19 protein-coding genes and 1 riboswitch are annotated in these 18,048 nt (G+C 42.4%); of the genes, 4 read left to right on the plus strand and 15 right to left on the minus strand.

Annotated features, from left to right (window positions below; genetic code table 11):
- Positions 1-11: 11 nt before the first annotated feature.
- The 5 genes from C6Y06_RS12955 to C6Y06_RS12975 all read right to left on the minus strand — a co-directional run bounded on the left by C6Y06_RS12955 (position 12) and on the right by C6Y06_RS12975 (position 2,870).
- Positions 12-998: an ABC transporter permease subunit gene (locus tag C6Y06_RS12955; RefSeq protein WP_106036990.1), complete on the minus strand. Its 987-nt coding sequence runs from the start codon at positions 996-998 to the stop codon at positions 12-14.
- Positions 992-1,870 (minus strand): ATP-binding cassette domain-containing protein, encoded by an 879-nt coding sequence (locus tag C6Y06_RS12960; protein WP_060597055.1) that lies wholly within the window; start codon positions 1,868-1,870, stop codon positions 992-994. The genes C6Y06_RS12955 and C6Y06_RS12960 overlap by 7 nt, the downstream gene beginning before the upstream one ends.
- A complete protein-coding gene (locus C6Y06_RS12965; RefSeq protein WP_034665384.1) occupies positions 1,863-2,255 on the minus strand; it encodes a GntR family transcriptional regulator in 393 nt (130 codons plus the stop codon). Before C6Y06_RS12965 ends, C6Y06_RS12960 begins: the two co-directional genes overlap by 8 nt.
- Positions 2,256-2,272: 17 nt before the next feature.
- Complete coding sequence (locus C6Y06_RS12970; protein ID WP_034665379.1) at positions 2,273-2,452, minus strand: hypothetical protein; 180 nt, start codon at positions 2,450-2,452, stop codon at positions 2,273-2,275.
- A 142-nt stretch (positions 2,453-2,594) separates the two neighbouring features.
- On the minus strand, positions 2,595-2,870 hold the full coding sequence (locus C6Y06_RS12975) for a YtzC family protein (protein ID WP_034665376.1): 276 nt from the start codon (positions 2,868-2,870) through the stop codon (positions 2,595-2,597).
- 152 nt (positions 2,871-3,022) lie between these two features.
- On the opposite strand from C6Y06_RS12975, the gene mnmL reads away from it, so the two are divergent.
- Together mnmL and mnmM are read left to right on the plus strand one after the other, a co-directional pair.
- The gene (gene mnmL / locus C6Y06_RS12980) at positions 3,023-3,988 is read left to right on the plus strand and encodes a tRNA modification radical SAM protein MnmL/YtqA (protein ID WP_003217704.1); all 966 of its coding nucleotides are present in this window, start codon (positions 3,023-3,025) and stop codon (positions 3,986-3,988) included.
- The gene (gene mnmM, locus C6Y06_RS12985; protein WP_106036991.1) at positions 3,985-4,560 is read left to right on the plus strand and encodes a tRNA 5-(aminomethyl)-2-thiouridylate-methyltransferase MnmM; all 576 of its coding nucleotides are present in this window, start codon (positions 3,985-3,987) and stop codon (positions 4,558-4,560) included. The genes mnmL and mnmM overlap by 4 nt, the downstream gene beginning before the upstream one ends.
- A gap of 215 nt (positions 4,561-4,775) precedes the next feature.
- On the opposite strand, the gene C6Y06_RS12990 is transcribed toward mnmM, so the two are convergent.
- Together C6Y06_RS12990 and C6Y06_RS12995 are read right to left on the minus strand one after the other, a co-directional pair.
- On the minus strand, positions 4,776-5,855 hold the full coding sequence (locus tag C6Y06_RS12990) for a tetraprenyl-beta-curcumene synthase family protein (RefSeq protein ID WP_060597057.1): 1,080 nt from the start codon (positions 5,853-5,855) through the stop codon (positions 4,776-4,778).
- A gap of 30 nt (positions 5,856-5,885) precedes the next feature.
- The gene (locus tag C6Y06_RS12995) at positions 5,886-6,665 is read right to left on the minus strand and encodes an alpha/beta hydrolase (RefSeq protein WP_106036992.1); all 780 of its coding nucleotides are present in this window, start codon (positions 6,663-6,665) and stop codon (positions 5,886-5,888) included.
- A gap of 45 nt (positions 6,666-6,710) precedes the next feature.
- Here C6Y06_RS12995 and C6Y06_RS13000 point away from each other — a divergent pair, with 45 nt between their 5' ends.
- The gene (locus tag C6Y06_RS13000; RefSeq protein ID WP_106031925.1) at positions 6,711-7,226 is read left to right on the plus strand and encodes a gamma carbonic anhydrase; all 516 of its coding nucleotides are present in this window, start codon (positions 6,711-6,713) and stop codon (positions 7,224-7,226) included.
- A 142-nt stretch (positions 7,227-7,368) separates the two neighbouring features.
- On the opposite strand, the gene asnB is transcribed toward C6Y06_RS13000, so the two are convergent.
- Positions 7,369-9,267: an asparagine synthase (glutamine-hydrolyzing) gene (gene asnB / locus C6Y06_RS13005; RefSeq protein ID WP_060597058.1), complete on the minus strand. Its 1,899-nt coding sequence runs from the start codon at positions 9,265-9,267 to the stop codon at positions 7,369-7,371.
- Positions 9,268-9,415: 148 nt separating this feature from the next.
- Positions 9,416-10,618 (minus strand): methionine adenosyltransferase, encoded by a 1,203-nt coding sequence (gene metK / locus C6Y06_RS13010; RefSeq protein WP_034665356.1) that lies wholly within the window; start codon positions 10,616-10,618, stop codon positions 9,416-9,418.
- 195 nt (positions 10,619-10,813) lie between these two features.
- A riboswitch (SAM riboswitch) is annotated at positions 10,814-10,948 on the minus strand.
- A gap of 227 nt (positions 10,949-11,175) precedes the next feature.
- Between metK and pckA the strand changes: the two genes are divergently transcribed.
- On the plus strand, positions 11,176-12,762 hold the full coding sequence (pckA, locus tag C6Y06_RS13015) for a phosphoenolpyruvate carboxykinase (ATP) (protein ID WP_060597059.1): 1,587 nt from the start codon (positions 11,176-11,178) through the stop codon (positions 12,760-12,762).
- A 45-nt stretch (positions 12,763-12,807) separates the two neighbouring features.
- On the opposite strand, the gene C6Y06_RS13020 is transcribed toward pckA, so the two are convergent.
- Genes C6Y06_RS13020 through C6Y06_RS13045 form a run of 6 tightly spaced genes read right to left on the minus strand, consistent with a single transcriptional unit; the run spans position 12,808 to position 17,946 of the window.
- The gene (locus C6Y06_RS13020) at positions 12,808-13,050 is read right to left on the minus strand and encodes a DUF2584 domain-containing protein (protein ID WP_003217584.1); all 243 of its coding nucleotides are present in this window, start codon (positions 13,048-13,050) and stop codon (positions 12,808-12,810) included.
- Positions 13,051-13,089: 39 nt separating this feature from the next.
- Positions 13,090-13,884: an alpha/beta hydrolase family protein gene (locus C6Y06_RS13025; RefSeq protein ID WP_060597060.1), complete on the minus strand. Its 795-nt coding sequence runs from the start codon at positions 13,882-13,884 to the stop codon at positions 13,090-13,092.
- 31 nt (positions 13,885-13,915) lie between these two features.
- On the minus strand, positions 13,916-15,394 hold the full coding sequence (locus C6Y06_RS13030; protein WP_060597061.1) for a phytoene desaturase family protein: 1,479 nt from the start codon (positions 15,392-15,394) through the stop codon (positions 13,916-13,918).
- Positions 15,391-16,518, minus strand: a complete 1,128-nt coding sequence (locus tag C6Y06_RS13035; RefSeq protein WP_106036993.1) for a glycosyltransferase family 2 protein — start codon at positions 16,516-16,518, stop codon at positions 15,391-15,393. The genes C6Y06_RS13030 and C6Y06_RS13035 overlap by 4 nt, the downstream gene beginning before the upstream one ends.
- Entirely contained in the window at positions 16,503-17,249 is a 747-nt protein-coding gene (locus C6Y06_RS13040) for a lysophospholipid acyltransferase family protein (protein WP_106036994.1), read from the minus strand. The genes C6Y06_RS13035 and C6Y06_RS13040 overlap by 16 nt, the downstream gene beginning before the upstream one ends.
- Entirely contained in the window at positions 17,218-17,946 is a 729-nt protein-coding gene (locus C6Y06_RS13045) for a carotenoid biosynthesis protein (protein WP_106036995.1), read from the minus strand. Before C6Y06_RS13045 ends, C6Y06_RS13040 begins: the two co-directional genes overlap by 32 nt.
- Positions 17,947-18,048 lie beyond the last annotated feature (102 nt).

Genomic DNA, 18,048 nt, shown 5'->3' on the forward strand with positions numbered 1-18,048 from the left:
CTACTCTCTGTTTATCTTTTTCGATATATTAAGAAATAACTTGTTAGTGCACCTACAACGCCGCCTATTAACATGCCAGTGATATAACCAAACATGGAATTATCAGAAGAAAATCCAACCCATCCAAATCCTAGAACACCGAAGACAATGACCATAATCTGAATAGGTCTATCCATTTTTGAGTAAAGGAAGAACCGGCCATTTCGTTCAATCGGATGCTTCATAAAGCTAAGCAAACCAATGAGATAAAATACAATCATCATCACAATGGGTACGATGAATTCTTCACCAGTGAACCAAAGTGGATATTCATGTTGAAAACGTTCAGTGGTGATATAAGTAATTGGAGAAATAGGCGAGATCAAATAATTGAAGATCCGATCCATCCACATTCCACTTGTTTTCATGATAAAATCTAAATGAACGATCGGTAGTCCAATCACTAAAAAGGGTAAAATAGCTGTGCTAAATGCAACGATTGCCTGGGAAATAGCACTTCCTGTTAAAGTACCAGCTGCAAAAAACAAGCTATACATCATCCAAGAGGACAGCAGCGAAAAGAAATAACCGCTGTTAAAGCCAGGTACCTCTAATGGATTAAGGCCTAATATAAGTAAATAAGTGAGAACATATGAGACGGCATGAATAATCGCAATGATTCCAGCGCCTAAGAAGAACTTAGTGTGATAAATCGTACTTCTGCTAAATGGCAAGGATAAGGTAAAATCCATCTGCCCTTTATTTCTCTCAAATCCAAGCTGAATCACAGCAAAGAAAATTCCCATTAACCATGAAAGGGAGAGAAAAGCATCCGTCTTAAAGATATAAGAAAAACGTGGTGAATCCGTAATACAAACTGTATCGTTTATGCACGTTTGAAAAGACGAATATTCCATTAAGAATGCAAAGGGCGTCGCAAGCGCCGCAACCAGCATCACTAAAATAAATGTCAGCTCTGATTGCTTCCACTCCTTATATAATAATTGCCGCTTTACCATCTCCGTTTCCCTCCAAACTTTGCAATGAATACTTCTTCTAAATTCACAGGCAGTTCATGCCATACTTTTGGCTGCAGCGACTTCAAGTACTCTTTAGCCTCTACATCGGTTTTAAGAACAAGCGCTGTATAAAAAATGCCCGCTTGATCTAATATAGCAACGCCATTTTTTCGTATACTCAAGTTCATATCTTCTTCAAAAGCCATCTGAATTTTGACATAATCATTCTTTAATTCATCTAGATCCATGACACTTGTGAGTTCATTTCCTTCTAAAAACCCGATTCGGTTACACATACGCTCAATATCCTCTAATCGGTGCGATGTAATGAGAATCGATGTTTCACGTTCCGCTACCTCGTCGATCATGAGCTGAAGAACATCATTTCTTGTGACGGCATCAATTCCATCTGTCGGTTCATCTAACAAAATCACCGCTGGCTTGATCGCAAAGCTTAAAATTAATGACAGCTGTTTTTTTAACCCTGTCGATAGTTCACGATATTTCACTTTTTCCGGAATTTCATAGCGGTTCACAAGCTCATTGGCATATGTCACGTCAAACTTCGGATAAATATGCTTTAACAGCTGGACAAGCTGTCCGTAATTGTATCTGTCAAAGTAGGGATTGACGACTGGCATATACACAATATTTTGCTTCACTAAAGGATGGTCTTTCACAAGCACGTCTTTAAAATAAATCTCTCCTTCATCTGGAAGAAGAATTTGCTGAATCAAGCGGAGAAGTGTTGTTTTTCCTGAGCCATTCCTGCCTAGCAGACCGAAGATCTCACCTTCGCCTATTTTGAAGGAAACGTTACTGAGTACTTCACGTCCATTTAATGTCTTTGATACATTTCTAACCTCAATCAACTTGTTTTCCTCCCTCAAGACTTGAGCCGATCTCTTCTATCCATTCCTTCAGTTGTTGAATATCAATACCGGCATAATGAGCTTCTATGATGAGTTGTTTTAATTGCTCCTTCATCTCCAACACCTTCCCTTCATTCAGCTTTAACTGAGCCCCTTCTGTTACATACGTACCGCGGCCTCTTAGTGTTTCAATAATCCCTTCCCGCTCAAGCTCTTTATATGCTTTACTGACGGTGTTTGGGTTGGCGATGATAATGGTGGCGAGCTCTCTGACAGAGGGCAGTTTGTCACCAGGTTTCATTACACCTTTTAGACATAAAATTTTCAACTGCTCAATGATTTGTTCATATAATGGCGCAGCGCTTCGTGGATCTATTTGAATCATGATGGCTCCCTCTTTCCTCATTCATGCTTTTGCAGTCCTATCGCTTGTTCATGCCCTTGCATTAAAGGGATTGAATTAGGTATCAAATCTTTTTGAACTTCAAAACCAATGAAAACGAGAACGAAAAAAAATGTACATGCTAACGCAACAGCCAGCACCATCCACTTCAAATTGATTGGTTTTTTTTCTTTTTTCATGGTTGAACACCTTTCTTCACTTTTTAAGTGTCTTTAGTGTATTAGTTGTTGTAGTACACTTAACACAATAAAGACACTCAGCCAAAAAGTCAATAGCCTTTTAAAAAATAAAAAACAGACCCTTAAAAAAAGGATCTGTTCATCATTCGTTGTCGTAAGAAATACCTAAAATCATTTGATTTTGCAAGCTTTGAATTTGAACACGCGCCCTGTCTAATCGCTCTCTTTGCTGGTCATTGGCGACATCTTTTAATTTTTCTAATTCGTTCACCGCATCTTCAAGCATAAGCTGCGCCTTAGAAAATTCGTCCTCATTATAATGCTCTTGGCGTAAGTTCAAATCAAATTGCTCATTTGCAAACTCAAGGGTTTCAGTACTTTTTTGGATAAATTCATCGATCGACTGCCTTGTTGCCATCTTGCATTCCCTCCATTTCATCATTGCTCCCGCCTATTTTGCCCACGTAAAGCTTTTTCACTAAAGAAAATGTTGGACAGATTCAATTGTCCTCCTTCATGATTTTTGTTAAACTTTAAGGATGCCTATTATTACGCAAGGAGGTTACTGACTTGGATCAGCATAACCCTTTTTTATATTCAAACAGCGAAAAACGCTATCACACATGGAACTATCATTTGCGAGAGCACTTTGGTCATAAAGTATTTAAAGTGGCCTTAGACGGCGGCTTTGACTGCCCAAACCGTGATGGTACTGTAGCCCACGGAGGCTGTACATTTTGCAGTGCAGCTGGGTCTGGTGATTTTGCAGGAAACCGGGCTGATGATCTCATCACTCAATTTAACGAAATCAAAGACCGGATGCACACAAAATGGAAAGACGGAAAATATATGGCGTATTTTCAAGCGTATACAAACACACACGCCCCGCTTCCTGTTCTAAAAGAAAAATTTGAAACCGTCATGAATCTGGATGGAGTGGTTGGTTTATCTATTGCGACAAGACCTGACTGCCTGCCAGATGACGTGGTGGAGTATTTAGCCGAATTAAATGAGCGCACTTATCTCTGGGTAGAGCTTGGTCTTCAAACGGTTCATGAACGGACAGCGATGCTCATTAACCGTGCCCATGATTATGAATGCTACGTAGAAGGTGTAGAAAAACTGCGAAAACACGGAATTCGTGTCTGCTCGCATATCATCAACGGACTGCCTCTAGAAAACCGGGACATGATGATGGAAACAGCAAAAGCTGTCGCAGATTTAGATGTGCAAGGAATTAAAATTCATTTACTTCACCTTTTAAAAGGAACCCCAATGGTCAAGCAATACGAAAAAGGCAAATTGGAGTTTCTAAGCCAGGAAGAATATGTTCAGCTTGTTTGTGATCAACTTGAGATCCTGCCGCCAGAAATGATTATTCACCGCATTACAGGGGATGGCCCAATTGAATTAATGGTTGGTCCGATGTGGAGTGTAAACAAGTGGGAAGTACTAAATGCCATTAATGCTGAGCTCGAAAGACGTAACAGCTACCAAGGCAAACGTTTCGTCAGATTGGAAGAAGCAGCCAAATGATTTTGAAACGCATGCTCCCTTTTAGTAAAGAGCTGTTAGAACGGGCTTGTCAAAAAGGCGATGTCGTCATTGATGCAACGATGGGAAATGGCCATGATACACTCTATTTAGCTGATCTTGTAGGTCATGATGGACAAGTTTTCGCATTCGACGTACAAGAGGAAGCCATACAACAGACGCGCAAAAGGCTTGGCGAGGGATATCCTTCTGTTCATCTGATTCACGATGGTCATGAAAAACTGGCTCAACACTTGCCAAGAGATGTTTATGGGCATATCTCTGGTGCGGTGTTTAACCTTGGGTACTTGCCCGGAGGCGATAAAGCCGTCACTACTCAGGCCCATACAACCATTGAAGCCATTGAGCAGCTCCTCGACTGGCTTAAACCCGGAGGTCTGATCGTCCTTGTGATCTATCACGGACACCCCGAAGGAAAAAAAGAAAAAGAAGTGCTTCTTGACTATTGCAGATCACTTCCTCATGAAGAGGTCCAAGTTTTATCATATCAATACATGAATATTCAAAACGATCCGCCTTTTGTGGTCGCCATTGAAAAAAAGCTCAAATCCTAATGATTTGAGCTCAGATTATTGACAAAGGGCCAAAATGATTTTTATTTTAGCCCTTTGTCTTCTTTCAGCGTGATAGAAAACCTTTGCAGTCTAGGAAGAACGAGCACCGGAACGGAGCGAATTTGACATTCGTGAGTACCGGCGCGCAGGACTGACAAAGAATGCGAGGGTTTGTCTGCGCGCTGAAGCTCAAATCCTAATGGATTTGAGCTTTTTTATGAGGATTTCATCCAAGGCATTTTCTGATAGGTCCGGTAAGCTCTTCCGTTGATATAGAAAAAGAATGATGTTTTCCCGCTTGATTTGATCAGCCGTTTTGCCAGCTTATTCATCTCTTTTTGGGCTGTCACTTTTTCATCGGACAAATAGACTGCCAGTAACCCTCTGTTAATCAATTTGTGAAAGTTTTCGTGCGGAATGCCTTTCAGCTGCTCATCCGCTTTTTCAATAAAATGCTGAAGTCTATCCATCATCTCATGATGAGAAGCATAGTAGGAGCAAAAGTTCAGATCTCCCCCAAGCCGGTCTTCTTCTTGGTCAATTAAATAATCAAGTAAAATGTGCAGACCTTGGATATAAGGGAAATAGCTTTCGTAAATTTGCTTCGCCTGCTTTTCTGTAAAATCCGGCTGCAGCGCATACGCCACAAGACAGAAAATCCCTAACGTTGATCCTGCACAAGCTGAAAATTCATACCATTCCATCTTAGGCAAATCCTTTTCATACTGGCGAAACCACGATTCTAGCCGCGGGACCCGCTCATGAGGAACGACGTGTTTATGTACTTGCAAATCACTGTAGTAATCACACAGCGTGTGTAAATATGGCTGAATGATTGGATAATGCTCAAGGCGCGTAAGCACGTCTTGACATGTGCGGACAAGCGCATGTAAATACCCATGATCCTCTTGATCATCACGGAATTGATAGTAAGGCTTGAGCTCAGCATGAATATCAAGCGCATCTCTCATCGCTTGATGCAGCATATGAAAATCTTTTGGATCCAGCGACGTGCTGCGGTCACATAGGTTATCTAAGTAATCACTGATGGTTTGATACGCCACAATGAATTCAATACACGTTTCTTTCGCCTCACCTGCTAGAAGAGATAAAATGCCTCCGCCTTCACAGTGAAAGGTTTTACTGGATATGCTCGCTAGTGCCTGCGTTCGCAGTTCTTCATTTTCAATCATTTCTGCATGAGCCCGCCACTTTTTCAGCTCCTGATGAACAAGCGGAAAAATATCTTTATACACCTTTGTCATCAGTGCAAAAGGACGCTCTGGTACTGACAAATCAATCCACCCCCAACTTAAAGCTCACCATCAAATATATTGATCTGTAAAGGCTCTTGCTGCCTTAAACACATCTTCTCTTTCCGGTTCATTAAAAATTTCGTGATACAGTTCTTCCCATTCACGGTATGATTTATTGGTTGATTCAATGCCATTGAACCATTTGATCACCCTTGTTTTATCCACGATCTTATCATCGCCCGCCTGCATTAAAAGGAGCGGAATCGATTTAAAGACATTCGTTGGCTGCATGGCCGCATCAATATTTTTGATCAGCTCTCGGTACCAGCGAACCGACACCTTTGTTACGTAAAGAGAATCATTTGAGTCTGCCTCAATCACAGCCTGATTCCGTGTGGCTAGTTCAATCGACAGCCCTGACTCGACTTTAAAGGACGGTGCCAGCACATTTAGACCTTTTGATGCAAAATCCATTAGCTTCTTCGGTTTAAATTGCAGACCTAAACAAGGTGATGATAAAATAATGCCATCAATCTTCGTATGGGTATACTGCTTGATCCACTCAATTGAAATGAGTCCACCCATACTGTGTCCAAGTAAAAAAGTAGGAAGCCTGAATGATTTCGCATGTTCGATCCATTCATCTATTGTATCAATGTATTCCTGAAACGAGCGAATGTGGCCGCGCGCACGTGTCGATGTCCCTTGCCCAGGGAGGTCACCCATAACGACGTGATAGCCTGCATTTCGCCACATTTCGATCAGCCATTTATATCGGCCGTGATATTCACTCGCACCATGTACAATTACAATTGTACCAACTGGTCTTTCAGCATGCCAAGTCCACAAAGTAAACACCTCACAAATGTTGTATTAAGAAAGGAAGTCGAAAAAGTGATTTATCCATATCATCAGTTTACACCTGAGATTCATGAATCGGTCTTTGTCGCAGATAACGTCACCATTACTGGTGATGTCACGATTGGAGAATATTCGAGCGTGTGGTTTCAAACCGTCATCAGAGGCGATGTCGCTCCTGTGAGAATTGGAAAAAACGTCAATATTCAAGATTTATCCTGTCTGCATCAAAGTCCTGGAAAAACACTTCTTATAGAAGATGGTGCTACCATTGGACACCAAGTCACATTACATAGCTCAATCATTCGAAAAAATGCCCTCATTGGTATGGGGTCCATCATTCTCGATGGTGCAGAAATTGGCGAAGGTGCCTTTATCGGTGCAGGTAGTCTTGTCCCTCAAGGAAAGGTTATTCCAAAAGGATCACTCGCTTTTGGCCGTCCAGCCAAGGTCGTCCGTCAGTTAACAGATGAAGATATCCAAGACATGGACAGAATCCGTAGAGAATATGTAGAAAAAGGACAATACTATCGTTCCCTTTTATCCCGTTAACATCATACGTGTATCTTCACTTTATCATGTTTTTTTCAGGATATTAAGCAATAACTATGAACCGCTTGTTATTTTACCCTTTTCCACTGCTTTCTATCATGACAAAAAAGGTTTTCAGCACAAAGCTGAAAACCTTTTTTCATTAACTAAAGATGACTTCTTTCGGTTGATGATTCAACTGCTCTGGATCAATGCTGCGCTCCACATAAATGCTGTGCCAAATCATAAAGATGAGGACGGTCCAAATCTTACGGCTATGATCTGCTTTGCCAGCACAATGCTCATTTAATAAATCAAGCACATATTGCTTGTTAATGTATTCATCTGTTTGACTGTTTTTGATGATGTCTTTCGCCCAAGCATTCATCTCATTTTTCAGCCAATGACGAATTGGCACAGGGAAACCAAGCTTTTTACGGTTTAACACATGGTCAGGCACAATGCCCTCTGCTGCTTTACGCAATAAATATTTCGTTGTGCCATCTTTTGTTTTCAGCTCTTCTGGAATTTTAGAAGCCGCTTCAAAAACGACCTTATCAAGGAATGGAACACGAAGCTCAAGAGAATTCGCCATCGTCATCTTGTCTGCTTTCAGTAAGATGTCTCCGCGCATCCACGTATGAATATCAACATATTGCATTTTGTTAATATCACTGTAGCCTGCGCTTTCCTCGAAGTATGTCTTCGTTACGTCACGATACGTGATGCTTGGATCATAATGTTTTAAGAGATTTTTCTTCACTGGCTCTTCAAAGATTTTCGCATTACCGATATAACGTTCCTCTAATGGCGTACAGCCGCGAACGATAAAGCTCTTCCCTTTCATTCCTTCTGGCATTAATCGCGCCAGACGAAGAAGAAGCTTTTTCAGCATAGATGGTACAGATTCAAATGGTTTAAGAGAAAGAGGCTCACGGTAAATATTATATCCGCCGAACAGCTCGTCCGCTCCCTCACCTGAAAGAACAACCGTCACTTGTTTCTTCGCTTCTTTTGCCACAAAATACAATGGAATCGCCGCCGGATCAGCTAAAGGATCGTCTAAATGCCAGACAATCTTCGGAAGCTCGTTCATATATTCCTCTGGAGAAATGACGGCACTGAAGTTTTGTAAGCCTAGCTTATCAGCTGTTTCCTTCGCGACATCGACTTCACTAAAGCCATCCTGCTGGAAGCCAACAGAGAATGTCTTCAGCTCAGGGTGTAATTCCTTTGCGACAGACACGATGAAGGAAGAATCAATACCACCTGATAGGAATGAACCAACAGGTACATCACTTCTCATGTGAACTTTCACAGAATCATAGATTGCATCTCGTACTTCTTCTATTAATTTCTCTTCTTGTGTTTGTTCAGGCTTGAATTGAACCTTCCAGTATGTCTTAAATTCGATCTCCTGTCCTGGGCGTAAAATAAACTGATGACCAGGCTCAACTTTGTGCACCTTTTGATCAAGTGTATTTGGCTCAGGAACGAACTGGAACGACATGTACTGCTGCAATGAAGTCTCATCAAATAAGATGTTCTCGTTCACAGCCATCAAGCTTTTGCGTTCAGACGCAAAGTACACTTGCTCATCCATTTGTGTAAAATAAAGCGGTTTGATGCCAAAAGGATCTCTCGCGCCATATAATTGCTGCGCTTCTTTATCCCAAATTAAAAATGCAAACATGCCGCGAAGTTTAGAAGCCGCCTCTTCTTTATAATGACGGTATGTGGCAAGCAGTACTTCCGTATCAGAATCTGTGCTGAACGTATAGCCCTTTTTCACAAGCTCTTCCTTCAGCTCCACATAATTATAAATTTCTCCGTTGAAAATAATCCAATACTTTTCATCTTCATAAGAAAGCGGCTGCTTTCCGTGCTCAACATCTATAATACTTAAACGTCTAAATCCAAATCCTACATGCTCGTCATGAAAGTAACCCTCATCATCGGGACCACGGTGAACGATGAGACGATTCATTTGTTTAATTAACTCTTCCTGCTCAGTAGTTTCGGACAATGGACGGTGATTAAATACACCAACAAACCCACACATATTATTGCCTCCACGTTATGTTATTTCTTAAAAGTAGACCTATAATTAGACAGTATTTTGTCCGATTTTGTTTCACATTTTTTCACTTTTTGTAGAATTTTTTTTAATCAAAAGGAAAACCGCTTAAAATAAGCGGTTTTCTATGTTGTTATTGTCCTAATGCTTCTTTACGAAGTGTATCGGCTTTATCCGTTTTTTCCCACGGAAGATCTAAATCATGACGGCCGAAATGTCCGTATGCAGCTGTTTGTTTATAGATCGGACGACGCAGGTCAAGCATTTTAATAATGCCAGCTGGACGAAGATCAAAGTTCGCACGAACCACTTCAATTAATTTTTCTTCAGAAGCTTTTCCTGTTCCGAATGTATCAATTGAAATCGATACAGGCTGTGCAACACCAATTGCATAAGCAAGTTGTACTTCACAAGAATCTGCAAGACCGGCAGCTACGATGTTTTTCGCTACGTAACGAGCAGCGTATGCCGCAGAACGGTCAACCTTTGTTGCGTCCTTCCCAGAGAAAGCACCGCCGCCATGACGAGCGTACCCGCCATACGTATCAACGATGATTTTACGTCCAGTTAAACCAGCATCTCCTTGAGGTCCACCGATGACGAAACGGCCTGTTGGGTTAATAAAATATTTTGTCTCTTCGTCAATGAGTTCGCTTGGAACCACAGGGCGGATGACATGCTCTTTTAAGTCGCTTTGAATTTGTTCAAGCGTCACTTCTGGTGCATGCTGCGTAGAAATAACCACTGTGTCAATACGAACAGGTTTATTTTGCTCATCATATTCTACTGTTACTTGTGTTTTTCCGTCTGGACGAAGATAGGCAAGTGTTTGATCCTTGCGCACTTCTGTTAAACGCAGAGATAATTTATGCGCTAGTGAAATCGGCAGCGGCATGAGCTCTTCGGTTTCGTTGTTGGCAAAACCAAACATCAATCCTTGGTCACCTGCACCGATCGCATCAATTTCTTCTTCAGTCATTGTTCCTTCACGTGCTTCAAGCGCTTTGTCTACACCTTGCGCAATATCAGCAGACTGTTCATCAATGGATGTGAGCACTGCACATGTTTCCGCATCAAAACCATATTTCGCACGTGTGTAGCCAATTTCCTTAATCGTGTCACGCACCGTCTTTGGAATATCGACATAAGTAGACGTTGTAATTTCACCGCTTACTAATACGAGACCCGTTGTAACAGAAGTTTCACAGGCAACACGTGCATTTGGATCTTTCTTTAAAATTTCATCCAAAATGCTGTCTGAAATTTGATCACAGATTTTATCCGGATGTCCTTCTGTTACTGATTCTGAAGTAAATAAACGACGATTTTGACTCATAATGGCTATTTCCTCCTGTACAAGACCACATCATCCCAAGATGAGGCCTCCAATATGATACGGAACTCGTTCCCTCTTATATTTGAAAACGTTTCTATTAGAGATGTTATTGGCAATTTGTTCATATGATATCCCAAAAATAAAAAAACCATTTCCTTCATTGCGAGGAAAGGGTCTGAGATCGCATGCCTTTCACTCTTATCGCTCAAGGTGTTCTTGTACCTTGCATCAGGTTAGCACCTTGGTTTCTCAGCATATTCATGCCTTTTTCACAAGAAACCGGTTGCTGGGCTTCATCGGGCCTGTCCCTCCACCAACTCGGGATAAGAGTATCCGTTCAATAAGATATCTTATCTCAAACCCTTGCATCATGTCAATGCTTCATCAGAATTATCTCCCCTCTTTTTTTACCTCACCCTTAGCATCACCAAAAAGCATATTTTCATAGCAGAAATGAAAAAACACACACAAAAATATTTAAATAGTATAGACTATTATTATCAATGTGTTATACTAATCGAAACAAACAAATTCAACGGTAAAGGAAGGGTTTTTTTATGAACTCAGTGGATTTAAAAGAAGATTTGCAGTCATTGTTCTCATTAGAAAATACGCACCAAAATTTATCTGTTCCGAAACTTGTTGAAAAGATTTTGGCACGTGATGAAGGCGTCTTAACATCAACAGGAGCTGTCCGCGCTACAACTGGTGCCTACACAGGACGTTCGCCTAAAGATAAATTTATCGTCAAAGAAGAAAGCTCTGAACATAAAATTGATTGGGGTCAAGTCAACCAGCCGATCTCTAAAGAAGCATTTGACCGTTTATATACAAAGGTTGTGTCATACTTAAAAGAACGTGATGAACTATTCGTCTTTGAAGGATTTGCCGGCGCTGATGAAAGATACCGTATGCCAATTACAGTGGTAAACGAATTTGCATGGCACAATCTCTTTGCAAAGCAGCTGTTCATCAGACCTGACGGATCCACACCTTCTTCAAACGAAAAACCGTTCACCATCTTATCTGCACCGCACTTTAAAGCAGATCCTGAAACAGATGGCACAAACTCTGAAACGTTTATTATCGTTTCTTTTGAAAAACGCACCATTCTGATCGGTGGTACAGAATATGCAGGAGAGATGAAAAAGTCCATTTTCTCTGTCATGAATTACCTGCTTCCTGAGCAAGATATTTTATCCATGCACTGCTCAGCAAACGTCGGTCAAGAAGGCGATGTCGCATTATTCTTCGGCCTTTCAGGTACTGGGAAAACGACGCTTTCTGCAAGCGCAAGCCGCAAGCTGATCGGTGACGATGAACACGGCTGGTCTGGCTCAGGAGTCTTCAATATTGAGGGCGGATGCTATGCGAAATGTGTGAACTTAAGCGAAGAAAAAGAACCGCAAATCTACAAAGCCATCAGCTTCGGATCAGTTCTTGAAAATGTTGTGCTTGATGAAGAAACACGTGAAGCGGATTATGATGACACATTCTTCACTGAAAACACACGCGCTGCTTACCCAATCGAAATGATTGATAACATCGTGAAGCCAAGTATCGCAGGACATCCTTCTGCCATTGTCTTCTTAACAGCTGATGCATTTGGCGTTTTACCTCCAATCAGCCGTTTAACAAAGGAACAGGCGATGTACCATTTCTTGAGCGGTTACACAAGTAAATTAGCAGGAACTGAACGCGGTGTCACATCACCAGAAACGACATTCTCTACTTGCTTCGGTTCACCGTTCTTGCCGCTTCCAGCTCACGTCTATGCTGAAATGCTTGGCAAAAAAATTGATGAGCACGGCGCAAAAGTATTCCTTGTGAATACAGGCTGGACTGGCGGAGGCTATGGTACAGGCAAACGCATGAACCTAGCGCATACAAGAGCAATGGTGCAGGCAGCGATCGAAGGTGACCTCGACAACGCCGAAATGATCACTGATGACATCTTTGGATTACACATCCCGCTTCATATTCCTGGCGTACCAGATGAAGTGCTTCAACCTTCTAAAACATGGGATGACCAAGAGGCTTATCAAGAAAAAGCACACTTCCTTGCCAATGAATTTAAAAAGAACTTCCAAAAATTCAGCCACGCAGCAAGTGACATTGAAGCCAAAGGCGGACCACGCGTATAATCAAATGGCAAAAGCTGAGGGGAATCATTCCCTCAGCTTTTTTTGTTAGTTCGTTGAATGTAATGACACGAGACGGTAAGTAACCTTTGTCACATTGTCTGTCAGCTCCAGCTTTTCAACGTGTGCTGTCCCTGTTTTTTCTCCGTCTTTCGTTTTACGCACCTCAAGCGGAATATTTAATGGATAAATGCGGTACCCTTCCTTCATGAGCTCAAATACATTTTCTTCAATTCTTGTCTCTTTTCCCTTCGTGACAATCATTGTATTAAATTCAACAGGCATTCCCATATTGAAAATCCCCCTACTTTCTAAATTTCGTTATACTGCTTATTTTACCACATTTCCGCTTTTCCGGCTGTGCATCCATGTCGTCAGCCTTCTGACAATTTCCCGATTATGCTGCGGTGGGAAATAATGGTTGTATCCGTGAAAATACCAAGTCTCCACTGACTTTCCGTGCTGGCGCAGCGCATCTTCTAATAAATACGCATGCTCAATCGATACATTCTGATCCTCTTCTCCGTGGATGATGAGAACAGGCGCTTCAATTTTGTCCACATCATTTAAAGGCGTTCTGTCCTCATAGGCCTCTGGCACCTTGTGCGGGGGACCGCCAATCACACGCTTCATCATTCTTCTCATATCCACACGCTCTTCGTAGGTGAGCTTCATATCACTGACGCCTCCCCATGTCACAAAGGAAGCCGCCTCTTGTTTCATTTCAACAGCGGTCCAAATGCCCATAATCCCTCCGCGCGAAAAACCAAAGATATGAATACGATCCTGCTTCACCTTTTTGTGGTGCTTTAACAATTGAAAGGCAGCAAAAGCATCTTTCCGGTCCTCTCCGGCAAAATCTTCGTTCCCTTCGCCTCCCTGATTTCCTCGGTAAAAGGGAGCAAATACGACAAAGCCCTGCGCTGCAAATTGCACAATCCGGCCTGGTCTCACCATCCCCACATTTTTAATGCCGCCTCGTAAATACAAAAAGCCGTCATAGAAACCTTCTCCGGCCGGTTCAGCGAGCAGCCCTTTGATCCGAAGCCCATCTGCCTCATAGGTCACTGTAAATAAGTGAATATGCGGATGGGGGGACGGAAACCTTCTTTTTTCCACAATCACTTGATTTCTCTCCTTTTCATCTGTTCTTACGTCAAGTGCTTAAAATGATCGCTTCTGCGACGAGCTGGCCTGATTTTGTCACCATCGGCGTGCCGCCGCCTGGATGAGTTGTTCCTCCAACAAACCAAAGCCCTTCAATGTCCTTTGACTGATTATTGATTCGGAAGAACGCCTGCTTGAACGAGTTGGAAGACATGCCATAAATGGCGCCATGATATGCTCCTGTTTTCTGCTGCAGATCAAGCGGAGTTTGAACCGCTTCATATTCGGCAACCTCATCCATATCAAAGAGACCCTTTTCCTTTAATTTTGTTTTCAAATGCTGCGGGTATGTCTCCTTTAGCATGCCCCAATCTTGCTCTTTTGTCACATAAGGCGCATTCGTCAGTACAAAAAGGTTGCTTCTTCCCTGTCCTCCGCTTAAAGCTGGTTCTGAATGACCTGAATAACATATGTAAAGCGTTGGATCCTGAGGCAGTTGTTTTTTCTGAAAAATATCTTTGAATTCTTGCTCATAATTCTCTGGGAAAAACACATTGTGATGGGACAGCTGTTCATAGACTTTAGGTACACCTAATAAGAGAACAAAGCCAGATAATGACGGTTCAATATTAGCCAGCTTTTGATTTAAAAAGCTCGGGCGGTCTTTTTCATCAATCAGATGGCGGTAAACAGTCAGCGCGTCCGCCCCTGCAATGACTTGATCTGCTTCATACATCTGCTGAGCCGTCTCTACTCCTTTGATTCGCCGGTCCTTCACATGAATCTTGTTGACTTGTTCATTGAGGTGAATCTGTACGCCTAATTCCTTTGCCAAAGTCTCAAATGCTTCAACTAAACGATATGTACCGCCCTTTATTCCATAAATCCCTTTCTCCCCTTCTAAATACGCCATCATATTAAAAATAGCCGGTGCCTCATAGGGAGAAGAGCCGATGTATGTAGCATACCGTCCAAACATCGCCAAAGTATGCGGATGACGGAAATATTGACGCAGCAGGCGTTGAACGGTTGTAAACGGTTTGACTGAGAGAAGTGCTTTCATGAGCTTTACATCCGCCTTATCCTTCCACGTCAATAACAAACGATTTAAAAACTGCTCCTCAGCCTTTTGAAAAAGCATCTTTGATTCCTGTAAAAATGCACGGTATTGCTTCGCATCTTCAGGACTGAATGCTGCAATTTGAGATTCCATTTGCTCAAAATTGGGCGTAAATTCGACCGTATGTCCATCTGAAAAAACGTTTTTGGTCAGAGGAGAAATCGGATAAAATGTGACATAATCCTCCATCCGTCTATGACAGGAAGCAAACACTTCCTCAAAGTATGACTTCATTGTAATGGTACTCGGTCCTAGATCAAAAGAGTAGCCAGCTCCCTGATGGCGCTGCAATTTCCCGCCTAAAGCCGCTTCTTTTTCTAATATGGTGACCTGAACCCCTCGTGACTGCAAGCGGATCGCTGCTGATAATCCGCCAAGCCCGCCTCCGATGATGATCACTTTTTTCATTCGTACCTTCTCCCTTTCCATTCATACCCTTCTTTTTTCAGCGCGATTTTCATAGAAGCAAGGCCAATGGCGATCAAACTTAAAATGCTGACCGGCAATAAAAAGGCCATTGCAGATGTTCTCCCGTTCTCGATATCAATTGCCGCTTTGATCGACACACCCATCCCATAGCAAAGAATGGCTATGCATATACTGAGCACATCAAGCTGCAGCAATGCCATCATCAAACAAATGACAGGAGCCAAATAAAGCAGGGTGTATAAACAAAAGACACTGCTTAATAAAGCAATGCTTCGATTGACTCCTGGGAACAAATTTTTCCGGTAGCCTTCCCAAACCTCTTGTCCACTCTCATACATTCTCATATACACAAATGGATGAATGCTTGCAAGTGTGAACGGAAAGCCTTTTTCCTTCACTCGTCTAGCCAAGGCCATATCATCCACTAGCGAATTCTTAATCGCTTCATGCCCGCCGATGTCGTGATAGCAATTCTTTTCAATGGCAATAAAGCCTCCATGTGCTGCGGCAAAAGCGGGGTTCCTTGAATTCCTTACCCACTTCACTGGCAGATGACAGCCTATGGTAAACATCATCATGGGAACCACAAGATGCTCAAAGAATGTACCTGTTTTTTGTTCTGGGAAGCCTGACAGCATGCCCGTATTTTGCGTGCATACCTGCTGATACACTGCTTCAATTGCCCCTCTTTTTAACCGGACATCCGCATCTAAAAATAGCAGCCAATCAGAAGCTGCTGCCTCAGCGAGCTGAGAACAGGCAAATGATTTACCTAGCCAGCCTTGCTTTAACGCTTGGCCTGACTGGACACGAATCCACGGATACGCTTCTGCAAAGCGCTCCACAATCGCTCTTGTCTGATCTGTCGAATGATCATCAAGAACAATGAGCTCTTTCGGATAAAGACGTTGATCAACGATCGACTGAAGACAGGCTTCTATCCGCTTCTCCTCATTTCTAGCCGGAATCAGTATCGATAACGAAATGGGTTCATCTGGCGAAAAAGAAGCGTACTTTATCACGGGAAACTGCTTCATATTCCATATGGTGAACATAAACTGACAAAGCAGCAGTACACTGATCACGGTTAAGAAGAGCGCCATGTTTTCACCCACTTTTTAAAAGAATCAAACGCATCACTTGTTGACTGACTTGTCCTTGTCATCTGTTTAAATTCTTCGTTTAATGAAAAATCAGGATCAGCGATGACCTGCGCTTGATGTCGGTTTAACTGCGTTTCAAGCAGATCTCCAAGCATACGCGTCACGTCCTTGCTTCGTAGTGCCCCGCCAGATACTAAGGCATCTTCGCCGAACACAACAGAAACTGTCGGCTTTTGAAATTGATTAAATGTATACTGCAAGGTCACAGGCTTCACCACGACCTGCTCAAATTGCTTCACTAAAAAAGAAGCCCCTCCTTCCAGTTCAAGCGGCCGCATATCCTGATGCATAATTTTCCCCTGTGGAAAAAGCCATACAGCCCCGCCAGCCTGCATGTTCTCTCTTGCTGTCATCAATGCTTGTTTGACACTTTTCAGGTTCTCTTTATGAACCGGAAACGCTCCAAGCTTACGGAAAAAAGCATATTGCTTCAGCTGCTTCTCTTCCATCATCATGTAGTGATCAAGTTCAGACGCTTTTTCTGTTAAAAGAAAAATGATCAGTCCATCCCACCATGAGCTATGATTGGCGAGATAAAGAACAGGCAGCTTCTCCTTCGGGTCCACCGAGCCTTTCATCATCACACAGCGGAAATGCTTATGGAGTAAATACCGCTCAAGATAAAGTAAAAATATACGTCTAAACGATCGGCTTTTGTCGCTTTCTTTCAAATCGAACCCTTCCTTCACACAAAATGACAATGATCAGTGCTAAATAAAAAATGACATCGAGTCCGCCCTCTAATGCCAAAAGACCAAAAAAGAACACCATCGCCTGATAAATACGGCTCGTCCAGCTGAGTGCCTTTTGATCAATTGAAACAAGCGGGAAAAGAAATGAAAGTCCTGCTCCAATCATACCCCAGCTCATAAAATTCTCAAAAGGAATACCATAAAACCCACCGCCGTCATACCACACCCAAAACTTCCGCTCAGCTGCTACTGGATCTAATATGAGGTCAAGCAAGACAATCCATATCCCCGTTTCGACGGCTCGTCTCCACTTTGACTGCTGACTGGATAAAAAAAGGCTGTTTAAAAACACGCCAACCCATGCAAACGCAATGGTTAAGGGCACCCCTGCCACTAGAAAACCTAATGTCGGATAATAGTCATAGGCCCCGAATGGAAACCCCGTTGTGATACCTACCCACTCAACCGTAAATGTAAGCACCCCAACAATGGCTGCCCTTTTGATCACAAGCCCCCATGAGCCATAAATATGTCGCCCAATCTCTATGACGCAGCAGGCATACAGTACAAGAAAGATTCCGTTTGCAAACTGAAGCCATGCTGGCACTTCAAAAAAGACCATTAAGATAAGACCTACTAAATACCATCCAACAAATACCCAACTCACTTTATACACGAAACCGCTCCTTTATTTCTGCCAAATTCAAGAAAGCATTCATTCCCCTAGTATAGAAAAAAAGACGCGTTCTATAAATAAACAATGCGCTTCTTATTTTCA

It is taken from the genome of Bacillus sp. MZGC1, from assembly GCF_002998605.1.
Lineage (GTDB): Bacteria > Bacillota > Bacilli > Bacillales > Bacillaceae > Bacillus.